Here is a 17,138-nt window from a genome sequence, read left to right on the forward strand (position 1 = left end):
AATCTTGCGCCCTGATCGCGATCGGGTCGACAGGCACCGCCGGCGATCGTAAGAGGACACGAATGAACGCCACCTTACCGGCATTTTGACGGCACGTGATGAAATTTTCGCGAAAACTCCCAGTAAAATCAGCGTCAAATTTGAGAAATTGCGGCAAAGCGCGATAAAACTGAAATAGGTGTTGAACAAGTGCCTGTTCTGACTATATTGCGCGCCGCACGGGGTCGCTGTCGGCTAACCATCGACAGCGCCGTGCATGCTTCAAAAAAGAGTGACCGATGGTTTGACGGTGCTCACGGCCGGCATTTGCGGCCGATATTATCGACCCGCCTGGCAGATGCCGGACGTTCTGCGGAGAGGTGGCCGAGTGGTTGAAGGCGCACGCCTGGAAAGTGTGTTTACGTCAAAAGCGTAACGCGGGTTCGAATCCCGCTCTCTCCGCCAGTTTCACTGAGACCTAGGAACGCCACTCTCCCATTACTTCCCGAACATCCCGTTTGCAGCTCGGCGACTAGGGTCCGCGTCGCGGTATCTTGCCATAAAACTCGATGCGGATGATTTGACCATTCGACAATTCGAACACGCCGTTTTGGCCGCCTTGCGCGGAAAATTCCGATCGGACATCCCGCCAACGTCCCATATACGCTCCGCATTCGCTGCAAAAGACCGGGCCGTCATCGTTGTCTATTCGGGGGATGCTCAGATAAATCGTCCGGCATTCCTCGCACTGGAGTTTCCCGTCAATTTTTTGGGCCATGATGCGCCTCTAACACCGTGATCACGCGGGCCTAGCCCACTTCTTTAGAAGTGGATGGCTGCCGCCAGCGACCAGTAAAAACCGGAACAGTCAGTGGTAACCGTCAAGGCTCTGCCCGCAGCCGGACAACCGGTATTGCCGCGCCTGCTCATTCGCGGGAACGAGCGTCAGAATCTTGTTCAGGCTGTACGAATGCTGGGCCTGGGCCCGTTCCGTCTGTGCGGCGACTGCCGCGATGATGGCTATGTCGCGATGCCCCAATTCAAACAGGCGTAAAACCTGCCTGGCCAAGCGGTCAGAGTAGCGGTGACCGTTCGGCGATCGACCAAGGTTCTTCGATGCGCTTTCATGGGCAGCCTGCAGCACAAGCCAGTCGGCGGCGAGCAGGAGATGGGGGCTGGTTATGGTATGATCGATAGGCAACATGTCTGTCTCCTCGCGGTTAAAAGGCGGGAGCAGATACTCTCAAGCGTCAGCGGCCATTGCATGCCTGACGACCACTGACTAACGCGCTCAAATCACCGTTAAGTCAATCATGCTTCGATCACATTGCTGTCTTTGGGTTTCAAGTGACCGCGCGCATAAGCATACCAACTCAAAGTTTTGGCTGGACCTTGCGTATCTGCTCGTTCTCGAAGCGCAGGACGGCGGCCTTATAGTGCGATATAAGCTGCTTATAGTGTGCCGCCGTTTCGACGGAAATGTCTTCGCCTCCGTACTTTCCGGTACTGAACACCTGATCGGTTCCAGCAATAAGGCGCTCCATTGTTGCCTGATACTCGGCAATGACAAGCTTGAGGTTTTCGATGAAGGCGTGGCGGGCTGTCCGCACGGTATTCCTCGCCAAAATACCAGTCCTTTCGCCATGATCTCCGGGTTGGATAAACCGCGCAGCAGGGTCCGCGCATCGGCCCTTTAAATTCCTGCTGTTGGGCCATTCATGAATGCACGTCTGCAAGTGCCCGCAAACTGTCGCGGTCGCCGCTGCTCCAGATATCGATGGCTTCAAGACTATCTTCAGTGGCCATCCGTTCGTGTTTCTCTTCTGCGTCGCGGATACGATACTGGAACGAGCCACCCAGCGGCGGAAGCCTCGCAAGAATCTCGAAGGTTGCAGTGCTCTTCATCGCTGCGCCGCCGCCGCTGCGCAGGCGGACGTGCTGGCCGATTGCAAATCGATGCGGCGGGGTTACCGGCAACTTGTAGCGTCGGTGGATATTCATTTGTTTGTTTCCTGTTCTCTTTTGAGTGCCATTTCGAGTTCGTCATAGTCGATCGCAACAAGCTGCGTTCGATGGGCTTTCAACCCCTTGCCGGAACGTGGATAAAGGTCGCCACGCGCTGATAAGCGAGCCGGGACAGGCCTTCGATCATTTCCTCGTCTACATCGACATCGTATTCGCCGGGGGGCTGAACCCCGTCCAATCCGCGCAAGGCGAAGGGTTCCAAGAAATGAGCAATCAAACGTTTGGTACGCGGTTCATGCAAATTCCTCCATCACAAGCAGCACTCGGCGATTTGGAGAGCCATGGCGGGTCGAGGATTTGCGCGAAGAGCCAGATTGTGGCCAAAAGACGAGAACAGGAGCTTGAGCGGCAATTGCGCTTTAATTGCGGTTCGTGGCCAAAAGATTGAATAATAAACCAAATATTGTGGACGCGATTTCGATTTGACTTGTAAGGCGGTGCGGAACAAAAGTCTGATTGCTCAGTTTGAAATATGACATGCGCCGAATTCAAAAGCATAATTGTGAAAAATTCTGTAATGGCGCGCTTTTTTCAAGATTGCAAAAACAATGATGACTTATTCAGCCAATGTTTTCTCAACGAATATTCTGAGCTACGCATTCGGCGCGATGTTCCTGATCGTGCTCGTCTGGGCCTTTTTCATCGTCCGGCGGCGAATGCGAGGACGACCTTCCAACGACGAATAGGCTACTGCGTGCACAGGCAAACGGGCGGCCTTTTGAGCCGCCCGCTTCATACAATCCAGACCGGCCTAGTTGCCGGGCTTGTTCTTGATTGCGGCATCGATCTGCCGCTTGACAGCATCGAGGTTGAATGACGCCGGGTCCTGCATTGGCGGGTAGTCGACGGCCGTAAGCGCGAGTTTCCCGACCTCCTGCTGGACACTGACGAACCTCCAGAACTCGCGAGCGAAGAAGTCGTTCATATAACCGCCGCCGAGATCGTTGAGGCTCTGCTCGCCAATCGATGGTGTCCGCTCGAACGGGTCCTGGCGGATATTGACCATGGTCGGCATGTCGGTCGTAACCTTTGCACCGGGCCAACCTTGTGGCTGCTGGAAGAACTGGAACTTGAAATCATCGATGCGTACTGCACCGAGCTGGGGTCCGCCGAAATAGAAGAATTCGTGGCGTGCGGACGGGCCTTTGCCCAGCAAGAGGTCCATCTGATTGTAGCCGTCGAGATGGTTCTTAAAGGTGGTTTCACCCAGTTTCACACCCTTGAGCAACTGGTCGGTGATATCGGGGTTTCCCGCTGCCGCCACCAGCGTCGGGAACCAATCAAGCGCGGAATAGATGCCGTTTTCGACCGTCCCGGGCTTGACCTTCCCCGGCCAACGGATAATGGCCGGCGCCCGGAAGCCGCCTTCCATCACGGTGCCTTTCGTGCCTTTGAAAGGCGTCATGCCCCCATCAGGCCAGGTAAATACTTCAGCACCATTGTCAGTCGTAAAGAGGACGATGGTATTGTCTGCCTCGCCCGAATCCTGGATGCATTTCAGGATGGCGCCGACGCTGTCATCCAGCTGCGCCATCCCGGCTTCTTCGAGCCCATAGTTGGACGTGCTGTTCATGAGCGCCTGGTATTTTGGCGAAAGAAACGTCCAGACATGCATGCGCGTCGTGTTGTGCCAAACAAAGAACGGTTTGTTTTCCGTCTTGGCCTTGTCCATGAAGTCGCAGGAAGCCTTGACCAGCACTTCGTCAAACGTTCCCATGTCGTACTTCGCCTTAGGCGTTATGTCGTGCATGTTCGGTACATTGGACATGTCCGGGTAAGGCGCCAGTGGACCCTCGTCGACGATGCGCTGCTTGCCGACCTTGCCCCAACGCGGCTGTTCGGTCGCGTCATCGGTGTCCGTCGCAAAGCTATGCACGAGATTACGGGGCCCGACCTTATCGCGGTATGACTGATCGTCGGGGAAGGAATACCAGTAAGGATCAGACATGGCATCAAGATGATAGAGATAGCCGAAGAACTCATCGAAGCCATGCAGCGTCGGCAGGAACTTGTTCAGATCGCCGAGATGGTTCTTCCCGAATTGACCCGTTGCATAACCTTCCGTCTTGAGGGCGGCAGCAATGGTCGCGGCCTTGTCGGGCATCCCGACATCTGCCCCGGCTTGGCCAACCGTCGTCAGCCCGGTACGCAACGGTATTTCACCGGTAATGAAACTTGCCCGGCCGGCCGTGCAACTCGCTTCGGCGTAGTAGTCGGTGAACATCATGCCCTCGGACGCCAACTTGTCGAGGTTGGGCGTTTTTCCGGACATGATGCCCCGGTGATAGGCGCCGACATTGAACCAGCCGACATCGTCGCCCATGATGACGACAATATTGGGCTTGCTGTTTTGAGCGTGCGCCGTATTTGCGACCGGCGATAGAAACGTACCAGTCAATGCCACTGCCGCGGCAAAGTATTTGAGCCTACTTGAACCCATAACCGTAACCTCCGTTGGCGGCGGGCCCACGCTGCCGGGCAGAGGCTTTGGCTGTGATGGGCCACGCGCATGGAAAGGTTACTGCAATAAAGAAGGCCAGACAGGTAACTTACGGTAGGCTACACCCGGAGCGCGCCCCCGCGTACCTTGTCACGGGTACTTTTTGATGCAGACAGCAGCCTTCCCATGGCCGTTGACCGCCGGCAAGCAACGTCCTGCCAGCCTTGCCTGCGGTGCCCCATAGATCGATGATTGCGGCGTGATATAGGGCGGTTCGATCTTGTTTCCCATGCAGCCGACGAGCGCGAGCGCTGCAAGCGTCAAGGCAAAGGCTTTCATTCGTGTGTCCCCCGATCAAAACTTGATCAGGCTCAGAATATCACGCCGGTAAAGTGCCGTCAGGGCATCCCTTTGGGCAGGGTGGAATGACGCGCCTCGCGTCTCAGGACCCGTTTACGAGTTGCAGGATGAGACGGCGAACATTGCCGCCCTCGCTCATTTCGTCCTTGTCGAAATCCCGGCTCTTCTGCCGCTGCGCCAGAGACAATGCGGAGAGACGACTGGTCATCTCGGACCTGATCTTCTGGCATTTGGGATCACCGGGCATGGACAGTCCGACCGTAGAAGCCTCGATTGCCTTGACCATCTCCTTGATCGTATCGCCATGGACCCTTTCATGGGTCTCGATGCCGCTTATAAAGGTTTCCCAACCGGCTCGAACCGATGGCGGCAGAGGTTCGGCAGGCTTCGGAAGCGTATAGGTGATGATCAGCTTCGGCTGCGCCGACACCAGTGTGCAGGCGGTGCCTTGATTTTGATAGTTTCGCCGCCATGTCAATTTGAAGTTGGTATGGGCGATGGTGCGGACCTTGCCACCCCCAAGTTGCGGACCGCGCTCTCCAATAGAGGCGTAGAGTTCGGCGCCCGACTTGCCCCTGATTGCATAGGTTTCGACCTGTTCGACCGCCTGCCAGTCAGCGTTGGCCGTTGCTGGAAGCACAATAAGGCAGGCGACAACGAGCGCGCGCTGGACGTTCCTGTTCACGTGAGCCCCCGCCCAATTCAACATTGATCGAAATGCCCCTTCCGGTGAGCGGAAGGGGCAACTGAAGGTTCAGTTCGCCGAAGCGAGCGTCATCGACGTTCCGGTTGCGGCCAAGTTCAACCCAATCTGCCCGGTCACGCTGATTGCCTGCAGGTGAATTGAACCTGCCGTGCCGCCAAAGAGCACATTGGTCCCGATACCCGCACCGATCGTGGCCTCCGCTGTCGCGCCGCGGTAGACGCCGGCCAGCGAACCGCGGTGATAGCCGGCCGTTGGTGCGAACACCGCCCACAGCAGGCGGCTTTGTGTCGTGAACCCGACATCGACGCCGAGTTTCCTGATCGCACCGGAGTAGCGCTCCGAACGATCACCCGTCAGGCTGGAACGGAAAATGCAGTCGATCTCTTTCGCCGACCCTAAAAGATAGCCGACACCGCCGCCGATCGTGCAGTCGAGATAGCCGATCCTGACGCCGCCGCGCGCATCCGGGCTCTGGTAGCGCGCCATATCAGCGGCATTGGCGGAGCTCGCTCCAACGCCTGCCAGCAAAGCTCCAGTAAGCACCATTGCAAAGGTCTTTTTCATGATTTTCTCCTTAAGATTCGGCCTGCGGACCTTGGGTATTTGATCGTCGGCTACGGTTGGGGCAACGGTTTCCACGCAGAACGGTTCCAATTGGGACAATTGGAACGGATGATGTCAACAGCATGTCTGGATGCGCAAATTTCAGAAACTTGATGGTACCTCCTCCTTTGGGTCAATTTGAAGGCATCGCGTTGATAAGCTGCGGTAATTTGATTCGAGAAGCGCAACATCACGCATCAAAAGCCGAGCATGTTCTTGACGCCGTGCCAGGCCTGGTCCTTCGCCTCGATAAAAGGCGGAGGCGGCAGCACCTGCGGCGGCGCGCTGCGCTTCTGTCCGTCCTTGACCAGGTCCAGCATGTGAATTTCACCGTCTGTGAAATATCGGCTTCCTTCGCCATTGCGCCCATTCAGCGTCGGGCCGACCCCGGAAACCTCGTAGATGGCGTTGACCATCCCCGCCTCACTGAGACTGCCCGCGAAAAAGTCCCGCTCCCGGTCGACATCGGGTGAAATGTCATGCGTCACCTGGCCCGTATATTCGCTGACGCCAACATGCGCATCATACGTCGCAGAACCCAGCCACACCGGGCGTCCTTCCTCGCCTGATTGCAGCACTTCCCACAGGCGGACATGGTGGCGATGGCGAGCGCTGTCACCTACGGGTTTTTCGTAGGCAAGGTCCTCATGGCGCCCATCGTAGAACAGCGGGCTTACGGGCGCGCTCTTATATGCCCGGTCGAAGACGACGCTGCCGATGATATCGATGCTCGAGCGCAGGGTGACCGGATCGGCAGGATACCATCCAGCAGCGTGCATGACGCGCACGACATCCTCGCGGCTGCCGATCAGGCCAACATTCAAGGGATCGCCAGGCATGCCGCCCGCCGTCATCGTCACCATGGCGCGACGTGCAAGACCGGGCTGGCGCTCGTAGTGGGTCCAGGCGGCTGGCAGAATCACATAGGCCAGCAGGAGGTAAACCGCGACCACGACTGCAACCCCGATGAGCAAGCGCTTCATGTTTCCCCCGCGCGACTCCCCTAATACGCAACTCGATCTTCGCACGGCTTGGCAAAATACGAAATGCAATCTCTGGATGCAGGTCGGGCTAGGCCTGTTCCGGGAGGAGTGGTAGGAATAGCGTGCACTCGCTTGACCCGGATCGTTCATGGCCCCACGACCCATTTCAATCCATCGCTATCTTATCCCGATTGCCTGCCTTGCCCTTGCGGTCGGCATTCAAGTGGCGAAGGTGCCGGTCGGCGCCGGGCGTCACGGCATCGGCATTGTCGTTTCCGCGCTTGCAATCGCCTTGCTCCTCGCCACCGTGTTTGTCGTCCTGCAGCATGCGGAAGGCCTGGCGCTACGCCTCGGCCAACCTTACGGCACATTGCTCCTCACCTTTGCCGTTACCACTGTGGAAGTTTCGATCATCCTCGCCATGATGCTGCATGGGGAAAATAACCCGACACTGGCGCGGGAATCGGTGTTCTCGACGGTCATGATCGTTTGTGCCGGCGTCGTGGGTCTTTGCCTTACGCTTGGCAGTATGCAGCACCGCCAGCAGGAGATGAAACGGCAAGGCACGAGCGCGATTCTTTCCGTGCTTACGGCGCTTGCCGTCCTGACGCTGATCCTGCCGAATTTCACCCTGCATGACGCACCAGGCACATTTTCGCGTTTGCAGCTCACCTTCGTGAGCATTTGCTCTGCCTTGCTCTACGGAAGCTTCGTCTTCGCGCAGACGGTTCGGCACCGCGATGATTTCGTCGATGACATTGGTGACGCCGAAGGCACACATGCCGGGCACGCACATCCCGGCGAAGGTTCGTGGATCAACGCCGTCCTTTTGATGATCGGGCTTTTCGGAATTGTCCTCCTCGCCGAACGGGTGGCAATCGGCGTCGAGAACGGTCTCGATGCGATCGGAGTCCAACAAGCGGACGCCATAGTCGGCGCGCTCATTGCAACGCTTGTCCTCTTGCCCGAGGCCCTGTCGGCAATCCGCGCCGCCATGAACAACGAATTGCAGCGCAGTCTCAACATTGCGCTCGGATCGGCGCTCGCGACGATCGGCCTGACAATCCCGTCCATCGGCATTGCCAGCGTCATTACCGGCCGCGAACTGACGCTCGGCCTGCCAGGGGGCGATTCGGTGTTGCTTGCCCTTATTCTCGGCATCAGCATCCACAGTTTCGGGACAGGACGAACCAACGTGTTGACGGGTCTCGTTCATCTCGTGGTTTTCGTCGCCTTCATCCTTCTCGTCACCACCAAATAGGCAGACTGAAATGCAGGACAGGTTCCTCTTCGACGGCAGTAACGATGCGCCGGTCACCATTCTTCTGGCACATGGCGCTGGCGCGCCGATGGACTCTGCTTCGATGACCGCGACGGCCAAGGCTCTCGCCGAAGCGGGCTTTCGGGTGGCGCGGTTCGAGTTTGCCTATATGGCGGCGCGGCGCACCTCGGCAGGACGCAAGCCGCCACCGCGTGCCGAGACGCTCAAACCCCAGTATGTCGACGCCATCGCCGCGCTCGGCAAACCGCAGCACCTGATTATCGGCGGCAAATCGATGGGCGGCAGGGTTGCCAGCATGATCGCCGATGAACTCTATGCGGCTGGCGCGATCAGCGGATTGCTCTGCCTCGGCTATCCATTCCACCCGCCGGCCAAACCGCACCAATTGCGTACGAAGCATCTTGCAGGATTGATGACGCCGACCTTGATTTGCCAGGGAACGCGCGACGAATTCGGCACCAGGGAGGAGGTCGCGGGCTATGACCTTTCCGACAAGATCGAAATCCTCTGGCTTGAAGATGGCGACCACGATCTCAAGCCGCGCAAGAGCATATCCGGCTTTTCGGCCGCCGATCACCTGAAGACACTGGCCGCCACAGTGGCGGGCTGGGCGGAGGGCCTAAAGCGTTAGGTCGTGTCAGGCGATTGACCAGCCCCCGTCGACGAGCAGGTTCAACCCTGTGATCAATGATGCGGCCGGTGATGCCAGGAAAACGACGGCGCCCACAACATCGCGGGTTTCGCCGATTCGTCCGAGTGGGATGTGGGCGAGCGTCTGGTCATGGAAATCCTTGTCCGCAAGGGCGGGCCGGGTCCCGTCTGTCCAGATGAAGGTTGGTGCGACCGTGTTGACGGTTATCCCATAGGGCGCCCATTCAGCGGCAAGGCACCGGCTCAAATGGTTGATCGCGGCCTTGCTCATGCAATATATCGCCTCGCCGCGCAGCGTAACGGTTCCCGCCTGCGAACTGATGCTGATGATGCGGCCTGCCTTGCGGTCGATCATGTGCCGGGCAACAGTCTGGGTCATCAAGAACGTGCCCTTGATATTGACCTGCAGAATCTCGTCGACCGCCGCTTCCGAGACGCGTTCGGCAAGATCGCCTGGCGCAACGCCGACATTGTTGACGAGCACATCGATGCGCTCGAATTGTTTCAGAGCGGTCTCGACCGCACTTTCTATGTCCGCGCGCTGCGAAATATCGAGTCGTACCGGCAGGACCTTGCGCCCCATGGCTTCGATTTCAGCGATCAGATCGGATGAACCCGAAATGTCGCGCAAGCCGAGGACGATGTCGGAGCCAGCGGCAGCACAGGCAAGTGCGCAGGCTCTGCCTATGCCGCGCGATGCGCCGGTGACCAGCGTTACCTTGCCGTCCAGACTGAAGTTGGGTGCATGTTCGCTCGGCTGTGCCACGATTTATCCTCCTCGTTCTCCCAAGGCAGACCATAGCATGGAGGTGTGAAATCGGCCTAGAGACGGTCAGGCGAAGGCGCCGAGCCGCAATCCCTCGATCCAGTTCTTGCCGATCCTGATGCCTTCCTCGGGCTGGAATGCTTCGGGATTCAAGCACCAAGCGAGCCAGAGGCCGTCCATCAGCGCCGTGAAGCCAATCGCGGCAAGACGCGGACTGGCTATCGCGCAGCCCTCCGCCTCGGCATAGTCCGTAATCAGTTTCTCCACGGTGACGACATAGGCGGTATATTCCCCCTTCTGCGAGGCGCTCATGCGCGGCGAGTGCAGGATCAGGCCCCAGAAAACGACCCAAACGCCGAGCACGTCGCGATCGAACAGCGCCGGCGAGAATGAGTTCTCGACAAAGGCCTCCAGCCTCGCCTTGGGCTCGGGCAAAGCGCTGTCAACGGCCGTCATGACCGTATCGAGCATGCCATCGGACATGATGTCGAAGGCATGGGCCACCAATTCGTTTATCTCGCCGAAATGATGTGTGATCAGCCCTTGCGTGACGCCGGCCTCCATGGCGATCTGCCGCGCCGATACCCCGGCATTTCCATGCCGGACGATGCAGCGCAGAGCCGCCTCGGCCAATTGCCGGCGGCGATCCTCCGGAGCTTCACGGCGGAACCCGGCCCGCATTCTCACACCTGATTTGGACTTGGCCAAGATCATTTCCCGTTGCTTAATCACATCGAGGAATCAGGGGCGAAGAGGCGAAAATCTTAGCCAACCGACTCACTTAGTTCATGCTTAATATCAAAATAACATAACTAATTCAAATACTAATAGAGAAATTATACGATCATATAATTTCTCTTGCGGAACACGCAATTCCTGCATATCCTTTTTCCAACGATCCGCCCCGGATGCGGACAATGGGAACGAGGTTTGGCATGAAGCGGGATCCCCGATACGACGTCCTATTTGAGCCGGTGACGATCGGGCCGGTCACCGCGCCCAACCGTTTCTACCAGGTGCCGCATGCCAGTGGCATGACCAATGCGCTGCCCCGCGTTCGCGCTGCATTTCGTGAAACCAAGGCCGAGGGCGGCTGGGGTGTCATATGCACCGGCGCATGCTCCACCGATCCAAGTTCCGACGATTCTCCGCTTCCCTTCGCTACCATGTGGGACACGAATGATATCCGCGCCCATGCGATGATGACGGAGGCTGTCCACCGCCACGGCTCTCTCGCCGGTGTCGAACTCTGGCATGGCGGTGCCTCGGTGATGAACCGCACCAGCCGCATTCCGCCCCTATCGCCCTCCGGCATTCCGTGGATGGCGACGCATGTGGGTTTCATGGGCAATGCGCGGCCGAAGACGATGGATAAGTCGGACATTCGCGATGTCCTGCGTTGGCAGGCCGAAGGCGCGCGGAAGTCGCGCACCGCGGGCTTCGACATCGTCTATGTCTATGCCGGCATGGGCTATCTCGGTTATGAATTCCTGCTGCCCGAATATAATCATCGCACCGACGAATATGGCGGTTCGCTGGAAAACCGTGTGCGCTTCGTCCGCGAGCTTCTGGATGTGACGCGCGATGCCGTCGGCAAGGATTGCGGCGTTGCTTTGCGCATCAGCCTTGAAGAACTGCGGGGTCGTCCGGGTACACACCAGCCCTCCGAGGCGCACGAGGTGATCGAACTCCTCGCCGACTACGCCGACCTCTTCGACGTCAAGATGGATTCGAGCCCGACTGACTGCTCCGCATCGCGTTTCACGGGCGAAGGCAGCCACGAACCGGTCATCGACTTCGTCAAAGCGCTGACCAAGAAGCCCGTCGTCGGAGTCGGGCGCTTCACCTCGCCCGATACGATGGTCTCGCAAATCCGGCGCGGCGTCCTCGACCTCATCGGCGGGGCACGGCCATCGATCGCCGATCCCTTCCTGCCGGCGAAGATCAAGGAAGGCCGCCACGACGAGATCCGCGAATGCATCGGCTGCAATATCTGCATTTCGAGCTGGCATGACGGCGTACCGGTGCGCTGTACCCAGAACCCGACAGCGGGCGAGGAGTGGCGGCGAGGCTGGCATCCCGAACGGGTGGACGCAGCCAAGAAGCCGGAAAAGGTATTGATCGTCGGCGGGGGGCCTGCCGGCCTTGAATGTGCGCTCACCCTCGGCCGTCGCGGCCACGAGGTGACGCTCGCCGACAAGGGCACGAGCTTCGGCGGCCGGCTCACATTCGAAACACGGCTTCCGGGCCTCTCCACCTGGAACCGCGTCGCAGAATACCGGCTCGGCCGTCTCAACGAAATGACCAACGTGTCGATGTATCTCGAGAGCGATATTGGCGTCGACGAAATCATCGATCTCGCGCCCGATCACCTCGTCCTCGCGACCGGCGCCCGCTGGACCCGCATGCTCTACTCATCCATGGAAATACCGGTTGGTGAGCTCGATCATCCGCGCGTCTATACGCCCGACGACATCGCGGCGGGGCGCCTGCCGGAAGGGCCGACGCTGGTCTTTGATTTCGACAACTACTACATGGGCGGCGTTCTCACCGAATATCTTGCGCAGCAGGGCAATGAGGTCACCTATGTGACGCCCGCCGGGCAGGCATCGGCATGGACGATAATGACCAACGAATTGCCATTGGTGCATCGGGCGCTGGCGCGGCGCAACGTCCGGGTCACGACGCTGCACATGCTCACCGCCTTCGACGGTGCGATGGCAACGCTTACCCACCTCTTCACCGGCGAAACGTTCCGCATCAAATGCCGGTCGGTCCTTGTCGTCGGCCTGCGCATGCCGCGCAACGAACTCTTCGAGGCCCTGACCGCGCGCAGCGAAGACGTTTCGGCGGCAGGTATCAAAAGCATTCGCCGCATCGGCGACGGCCTTGCGCCCGGCGCTATCGCGCATGCGGTCCATAGCGGCCATACTTGCGCCCAGGAGCTTGGTGGCAGGCAATACGCGCCATATCGGCGCGATACGCCGATCGTCGATGCCGAGCCCGAATTCAAATCTCGCGCAGCGGCGGAATAGGCGGCCATGAGCGAGCGTCCCGCCCTTTCCCCCTGGTCGATCGCTTCGCCGCTTGCCGGCGGGGCGCTGCATGCCGCGGGGTCAGGGTTGTTCCACACGTTGCTGCCGTTGCGCCTGATCGAGAACGGCTACGGCGCCGACGCAGTCGGTCTCGTGGTCATGGCCGAGGGTGCCGGCTTTCTCATCGGCTGCATCGGCTCGGTGCGGCTCATTCGCTCGGTCGGCGAGGTCCGCGCCTATGCTGCGCTCTCCGCTTCATCCTCCGTACTTGTGCTTGCCCTGGGAGCCGGGCCGGAACTCGCCGTGATGATGGCAATACAGGCGGTCGTCGGCTTCGCCAATGCCGGCCAGTCGGTCGTGATCGAAAGCTGGCTCAATGCGATGGTGCCCAATGAGGGCCGCGGCCGCGCGCTTACCCTCTATGTGCTGGTGCTCGGTCTCTTCTACGGTCTCGGGCAGTTGCTTGCGCGCGATATCGCGCCTGCCGGCAATGCCATGTTGATGATTACCGCGGCATTCTATGCCCTGGCGCTGGTCCCGGTAACGGCGATTTGGGTCGGGGAGCCGCAACTCCATGCGCCGTTGGGCATCGATCTCCTCGGCGCCTTTCGCACCTCGCCGCTCGGAGCCCTCGCCTGCCTGCTGACCGGTCTCGTATCATCGACCTTCTCGAGCATCGGCCCGCTATACGGCCTGGAGCTCGGCTTCAGCCAGGACAGGATCGTCATCCTGATGGCGGCCGTCGCCCTTGGCGCTCTCTTTTTGCAGTTCCCGCTCGGCTACCTTTCCGACCGGCTCGACCGGCGCGGCATGATGTTGTGGCTTGCGCTCATTCTCGCCGGCGTCTGCGGCATGTTCCTGCTCGTCGACAGCAACACGCCGCTTTGGGCCTTCCTCATCCTGTTCTCGGTTTTCGGCGGCATTTCGGAAATATTTTACCCTCTCGGCGTGGCGCACGCCAATGACCGCGCTTCGTCGTCGCAATTCGTTACGCTCTCATCGAACCTTCTGCTGATCTGGGCCTTTGGTGGCACCATCGGGCCGGCCATCGCCGCGACCGGCGTCGAACATCTCGGCGCGCATTCCTTCTTCTGGTACGGGATTGGACTCTCGCTCACTTTCGCATCCTTCGCCCTCTGGCGGCAGTTCCGCCAGCCAATCGTCGGCACGCGCGATGAGTTCGTCACCTATCCCCAGACATCGCCGGCGGTCTACGAGTGGGTGCCGCGCAAGGAGATCGGTTCCCCTGCCGAAACGGATGCCCCAGAATCCAGCGAGACATCAAAACCATGACGCGCGTTATCGAGACATTCCCGCACAAGGTGCGCTGCATCGACCCTGTCTTCATACCGATGCCGGACGGAACGCGGCTCGCAGCGACGATCTGGCTGCCCGAGGACGCCGAGACGAACAAGGTTCCGGCAATCCTCGAACTCATTCCCTACCGTCGTCGCGACGGCACGGTGTTTCGCGACCTCAAGATGCATCCCTATCTTGCCGGCCACGGCTTTGCCTGCTGCAGGGTCGATATTCGCGGGTCCGGCGATTCGGAAGGGCTGCTTGCCGACGAATACACCGAACAGGAGTTTGACGACGCCTGTGCGATCATCGATTGGCTGGCACATCAATCCTGGTCAACCGGCGCGGTAGGCATGACCGGCATTTCGTGGGGCGGGTTCAACGCGCTGCAGGTGGCTGCACGCCGCCCCCCGGCGCTGAAAGCGATTATCGCGCTCTGTTGTTCCGACGACCGCTTTGCCGACGATGTGCACTATTTCGGCGGCTGTCTTTTGACCGAGGACGCCATGTGGTCCTCGTTTATCCTCGGACTGGGCGCATTGCCGCCGGACCCGCAGATCGTCGGTGATCGCTGGCGCGAGATGTGGCACGGACGACTCGACGCAACCACATGCTGGTCGTCCGAGTGGATGCGGCATCAGCGCCGCGACGCCTATTGGAAGCGCGGCTCGGTCTGCGAGGATTTTTCCGCCATCGACATCCCGGTCTATGCAATCAGCGGCTGGGACGACACCTATTCGAATGCGGTGCCGCGGCTGCTTGAAGGTCTCACCGCGCCGTGCAAGGGACTGGTGGGTCCATGGACCCACGCCTATCCGTTCCTCGGCGAACCGGGCCCTGCCATCAACTATCTGCAGGAAGCAATACGCTGGTGGCGCCATTGGCTCGAAGGCATCGACACCGGCATCATGGACGAGCCGAAATACACGGCATGGATCAACGACCCGCACGCGCCGGCGCCATTTTACGAGGAACACCCCGGACATTTCGTTGCCGAGCCGTCGTGGCCCTCGCCAAACATCAGGGAAAACCGCCTCTATCTCAATCGCGGCGCCCTCGAGGAGGTTGCCGAGGTCGGGACGAGCATGATCCTGCGCTCGCCGGTGACCGCCGGTCGGGATTGCGGACGCTATGGCGGCTACGGCGGCATCGTCCCGGATCTTGCCGTCGACCAGCGGCGCGAGGACGGGATTGGACTGCAGTTCGATACCGCGCCGTTGATGCAGGATATCGATCTCCTCGGCGCGCCAAGCGTTTCGCTGGTCCTGACTTCCGACGCGCCGCAAGGCTTTGTCGTGGCACGGCTTTGCGATGTCGCCCCCGACGGAGCATCGACCCTTGTCACCTGGGGCGTTCTGAACCTCGCGCACCGCAACGGACATGAGCATCCGCAAGCGGTTGTTCCGGGCGAGCCGCTAACGGTGAGGCTCGAACTCAATCATGTCGGCCGTCGCTTTGCCGCGGGCAGCCGCATTCGCCTCATCCTATCCAACCAGCACTGGCCGATCCTGTGGCCATCGCCGACGATGCCGACATTTACCATCGACGCCGGCATCTCGACGCTCAGCCTGCCTTTGCGTCATGCGCCGGCAAACGATGTGCATCCGACCTTTGCGCCGGCAGAGATTGCGACGCCGGTGCAGATGATCGAACTCAGCAGCGAAGCGCATCGCCGCGACATTGCCATCGATGTCGGCGCACGCAGGGAAACGATCACGCTGACAAGCGACTTCGGTAGCCAGCAATTGACCGACCGCGCCATTGTCACATCGGCCTGTGTTGTCGACAGGATGGAAATCGTGGACGGCGATCCACTCTCGGCACGGCTCGATACCGGCTGGGTCCTTGGTTTCAAAAGCAGCGATGCCGATACGGAAACACGCTCCTCGGTGACGCTTACGGCGGATGCCGAACGTTTCCGCCTGCAGTGGCGGCTCGAAGCCTATGAGCGCAACGAACTGATTTTTGAACGGGAGGGGGACGAATGGATCGACCGCGATCACCTGTAGCTTCCTATCCCGTAGGGCACGTTTCCAGATCCGCGCCGTGGCGGAGGGTCCGCCGGTGACGAGCTTCATCATGCGTCGCATTGGCCTTGCCGCCATCATCCTGCTGATCGTGGCAATACTTCTATTTTCGATGATGCACCTTATTCCCGGCGATCCAACCGTGGTCGCGCTCGGGCCTCGCTCGACACCGGAAATGCGCGAAGCTTTTCGCGAGATGATGGGTCTCGACCAGCCCATCCTGAAACAGCTCGCACTTTTCCTCGGCCGGCTCGCGGAAGGCAATCTCGGCGAGGACGTCTGGAGCAAGCGGCCGGTGCTGACCATGATCTTCGAGGTCCTTCCCTATACGGCGACACTTGCCGTGGCGAGCTTCCTGTGGGCGGTAACGCTCGGCATATTGCTCGGCTGCTTCGCCGTCGTCCATCACGGCAAGTGGCCGGACTGGCTGATCGGCATCCTCTCCGTCGGTTTCGTCGCCGTTCCCTCCTTCGTCGTCGCGCTCTATTCGCTGCTGATCTTCGCCGTCAGCCTCAACTGGCTCCCGGCAATCGGCGCCGGCACGCCCGGCGATATCGTCAGCCAGTTGAAGGCGCTCGTCCTGCCCTCCTTCGCCATAGGCCTCGGCTGGGTTGGCTACGTTGCGCGGCTGGTGCGCGCTGCGATGATCGAAGCCATGGGCGAAAACTATACCCGCACGCTGCGTTCGTTCGGCGTTTCCGAACGCCGGATCATTTTCCGCTACGCCTTGCGGCAGGCGCTGATTGCCGTGCTTTCAGTGATCGCGATCGGATTTGGCGGCCTGCTGACAGGCTCCGTATTTGCCGAAATCGTCTTTTCGAGGCCTGGGCTCGGCAAGATGACCTATGACGCGGTGATGTCACGCAATTATCCGCTGGTCATGGGCACCGTCCTCGTGACCTCCGGCCTTTACGTCACCTGCATGATCATTGCCGACGTCGTTACCGCCTGGATCGACCCTCGCGTCAGGAGCGCGCTCTGA

The 17,138-nt window shown here is 59.7% G+C and carries 17 protein-coding genes and 1 tRNA gene; 8 read left to right on the forward strand and 10 right to left on the reverse strand.

Going from position 1 to position 17,138, the window contains the following annotated elements; genetic code table 11:
* The first annotated feature begins 353 nt into the window (after positions 1-353).
* Positions 354-444 (forward strand) — tRNA-Ser (locus BM074_RS05880).
* A 403-nt stretch (positions 445-847) separates the two neighbouring features.
* On the opposite strand, the gene BM074_RS05885 is transcribed toward BM074_RS05880, so the two are convergent.
* The 3 genes from BM074_RS05885 to BM074_RS05895 form a co-directional block, all read right to left on the reverse strand.
* Positions 848-1,183, reverse strand: a complete 336-nt coding sequence (locus BM074_RS05885) for a hypothetical protein (RefSeq protein ID WP_091920404.1) — start codon at positions 1,181-1,183, stop codon at positions 848-850.
* Positions 1,184-1,352: 169 nt separating this feature from the next.
* Positions 1,353-1,589: a hypothetical protein gene (locus BM074_RS05890; protein ID WP_139217636.1), complete on the reverse strand. Its 237-nt coding sequence runs from the start codon at positions 1,587-1,589 to the stop codon at positions 1,353-1,355.
* 106 nt (positions 1,590-1,695) lie between these two features.
* Positions 1,696-1,980 (reverse strand): hypothetical protein, encoded by a 285-nt coding sequence (locus BM074_RS05895; RefSeq protein ID WP_175498912.1) that lies wholly within the window; start codon positions 1,978-1,980, stop codon positions 1,696-1,698.
* A 97-nt stretch (positions 1,981-2,077) separates the two neighbouring features.
* Between BM074_RS05895 and BM074_RS22970 the strand changes: the two genes are divergently transcribed.
* Positions 2,078-2,392, forward strand: coding sequence for a hypothetical protein (locus tag BM074_RS22970; protein ID WP_175498913.1), 315 nt, complete (start codon positions 2,078-2,080; stop codon positions 2,390-2,392).
* A gap of 363 nt (positions 2,393-2,755) precedes the next feature.
* Here BM074_RS22970 and BM074_RS05905 read toward each other — a convergent pair whose 3' ends face one another.
* The 5 genes from BM074_RS05905 to BM074_RS05925 form a co-directional block, all read right to left on the reverse strand.
* A complete protein-coding gene (locus BM074_RS05905; protein WP_091920408.1) occupies positions 2,756-4,444 on the reverse strand; it encodes an arylsulfatase in 1,689 nt (562 codons plus the stop codon).
* A gap of 150 nt (positions 4,445-4,594) precedes the next feature.
* Positions 4,595-4,783, reverse strand: a complete 189-nt coding sequence (locus BM074_RS05910) for a hypothetical protein (RefSeq protein ID WP_091920409.1) — start codon at positions 4,781-4,783, stop codon at positions 4,595-4,597.
* Positions 4,784-4,886: 103 nt separating this feature from the next.
* A complete protein-coding gene (locus BM074_RS05915; RefSeq protein ID WP_244532738.1) occupies positions 4,887-5,489 on the reverse strand; it encodes a DUF922 domain-containing Zn-dependent protease in 603 nt (200 codons plus the stop codon).
* Positions 5,490-5,558: 69 nt separating this feature from the next.
* The gene (locus tag BM074_RS05920; protein WP_091920423.1) at positions 5,559-6,074 is read right to left on the reverse strand and encodes a DUF992 domain-containing protein; all 516 of its coding nucleotides are present in this window, start codon (positions 6,072-6,074) and stop codon (positions 5,559-5,561) included.
* Positions 6,075-6,310: 236 nt separating this feature from the next.
* The gene (locus tag BM074_RS05925; RefSeq protein WP_091920425.1) at positions 6,311-7,096 is read right to left on the reverse strand and encodes an LssY C-terminal domain-containing protein; all 786 of its coding nucleotides are present in this window, start codon (positions 7,094-7,096) and stop codon (positions 6,311-6,313) included.
* Between the two features lie 148 nt (positions 7,097-7,244).
* On the opposite strand from BM074_RS05925, the gene BM074_RS05930 reads away from it, so the two are divergent.
* Together BM074_RS05930 and BM074_RS05935 are read left to right on the forward strand one after the other, a co-directional pair.
* Positions 7,245-8,357 (forward strand): calcium:cation antiporter, encoded by a 1,113-nt coding sequence (locus tag BM074_RS05930; RefSeq protein WP_091920427.1) that lies wholly within the window; start codon positions 7,245-7,247, stop codon positions 8,355-8,357.
* Positions 8,358-8,367: 10 nt separating this feature from the next.
* Complete coding sequence (locus BM074_RS05935) at positions 8,368-9,009, forward strand: alpha/beta hydrolase family protein (protein ID WP_091920428.1); 642 nt, start codon at positions 8,368-8,370, stop codon at positions 9,007-9,009.
* A gap of 6 nt (positions 9,010-9,015) precedes the next feature.
* Here the strand turns inward: BM074_RS05935 and BM074_RS05940 are convergent, their stop codons facing one another.
* Positions 9,016-9,798 carry an SDR family NAD(P)-dependent oxidoreductase gene (locus BM074_RS05940; RefSeq protein ID WP_091920430.1) on the reverse strand — a complete coding sequence of 261 codons (783 nt, stop codon included), beginning with the start codon at positions 9,796-9,798 and terminating at the stop codon, positions 9,016-9,018.
* A 63-nt stretch (positions 9,799-9,861) separates the two neighbouring features.
* Complete coding sequence (locus tag BM074_RS05945; protein WP_210186471.1) at positions 9,862-10,503, reverse strand: TetR/AcrR family transcriptional regulator; 642 nt, start codon at positions 10,501-10,503, stop codon at positions 9,862-9,864.
* A gap of 209 nt (positions 10,504-10,712) precedes the next feature.
* Between BM074_RS05945 and BM074_RS05950 the strand changes: the two genes are divergently transcribed.
* From BM074_RS05950 to BM074_RS05965, 4 genes are all read left to right on the forward strand, one after another.
* Positions 10,713-12,830 (forward strand): oxidoreductase, encoded by a 2,118-nt coding sequence (locus tag BM074_RS05950; RefSeq protein WP_244532739.1) that lies wholly within the window; start codon positions 10,713-10,715, stop codon positions 12,828-12,830.
* Between the two features lie 6 nt (positions 12,831-12,836).
* Positions 12,837-14,123, forward strand: a complete 1,287-nt coding sequence (locus tag BM074_RS05955; protein WP_091920436.1) for an MFS transporter — start codon at positions 12,837-12,839, stop codon at positions 14,121-14,123.
* Positions 14,120-16,138: a CocE/NonD family hydrolase gene (locus tag BM074_RS05960; protein ID WP_091920438.1), complete on the forward strand. Its 2,019-nt coding sequence runs from the start codon at positions 14,120-14,122 to the stop codon at positions 16,136-16,138. The genes BM074_RS05955 and BM074_RS05960 overlap by 4 nt, the downstream gene beginning before the upstream one ends.
* A gap of 70 nt (positions 16,139-16,208) precedes the next feature.
* Complete coding sequence (locus tag BM074_RS05965; protein ID WP_051614836.1) at positions 16,209-17,138, forward strand: ABC transporter permease; 930 nt, start codon at positions 16,209-16,211, stop codon at positions 17,136-17,138.

Source organism: Phyllobacterium sp. CL33Tsu (assembly GCF_900113985.1).
In the GTDB taxonomy this organism is placed as follows: Bacteria; Pseudomonadota; Alphaproteobacteria; order Rhizobiales; family Rhizobiaceae; genus Phyllobacterium; species Phyllobacterium pellucidum.

Excerpts from the sequence above, each read along its gene's own strand:
- BM074_RS05885 (WP_091920404.1), bottom strand. The coding sequence starts at position 1,183 with ATGTTGCCTATCGATCATACCATAACCAGCCCCCATCTCCTGCTCGCC.
- BM074_RS05895 (WP_175498912.1), bottom strand. The coding sequence starts at position 1,980 with ATGAATATCCACCGACGCTACAAGTTGCCGGTAACCCCGCCGCATCGA.
- BM074_RS05905 (WP_091920408.1), bottom strand. The coding sequence starts at position 4,444 with ATGGGTTCAAGTAGGCTCAAATACTTTGCCGCGGCAGTGGCATTGACT.
- BM074_RS05910 (WP_091920409.1), bottom strand. The coding sequence starts at position 4,783 with ATGAAAGCCTTTGCCTTGACGCTTGCAGCGCTCGCGCTCGTCGGCTGC.
- BM074_RS05920 (WP_091920423.1), bottom strand. The coding sequence starts at position 6,074 with ATGAAAAAGACCTTTGCAATGGTGCTTACTGGAGCTTTGCTGGCAGGC.
- BM074_RS05925 (WP_091920425.1), bottom strand. The coding sequence starts at position 7,096 with ATGAAGCGCTTGCTCATCGGGGTTGCAGTCGTGGTCGCGGTTTACCTC.
- BM074_RS05930 (WP_091920427.1), top strand. The coding sequence starts at position 7,245 with ATGGCCCCACGACCCATTTCAATCCATCGCTATCTTATCCCGATTGCC.
- BM074_RS05935 (WP_091920428.1), top strand. The coding sequence starts at position 8,368 with ATGCAGGACAGGTTCCTCTTCGACGGCAGTAACGATGCGCCGGTCACC.
- BM074_RS05950 (WP_244532739.1), top strand. The coding sequence starts at position 10,713 with ATGGGAACGAGGTTTGGCATGAAGCGGGATCCCCGATACGACGTCCTA.
- BM074_RS05955 (WP_091920436.1), top strand. The coding sequence starts at position 12,837 with ATGAGCGAGCGTCCCGCCCTTTCCCCCTGGTCGATCGCTTCGCCGCTT.
- BM074_RS05960 (WP_091920438.1), top strand. The coding sequence starts at position 14,120 with ATGACGCGCGTTATCGAGACATTCCCGCACAAGGTGCGCTGCATCGAC.
- BM074_RS05965 (WP_051614836.1), top strand. The coding sequence starts at position 16,209 with ATGCGTCGCATTGGCCTTGCCGCCATCATCCTGCTGATCGTGGCAATA.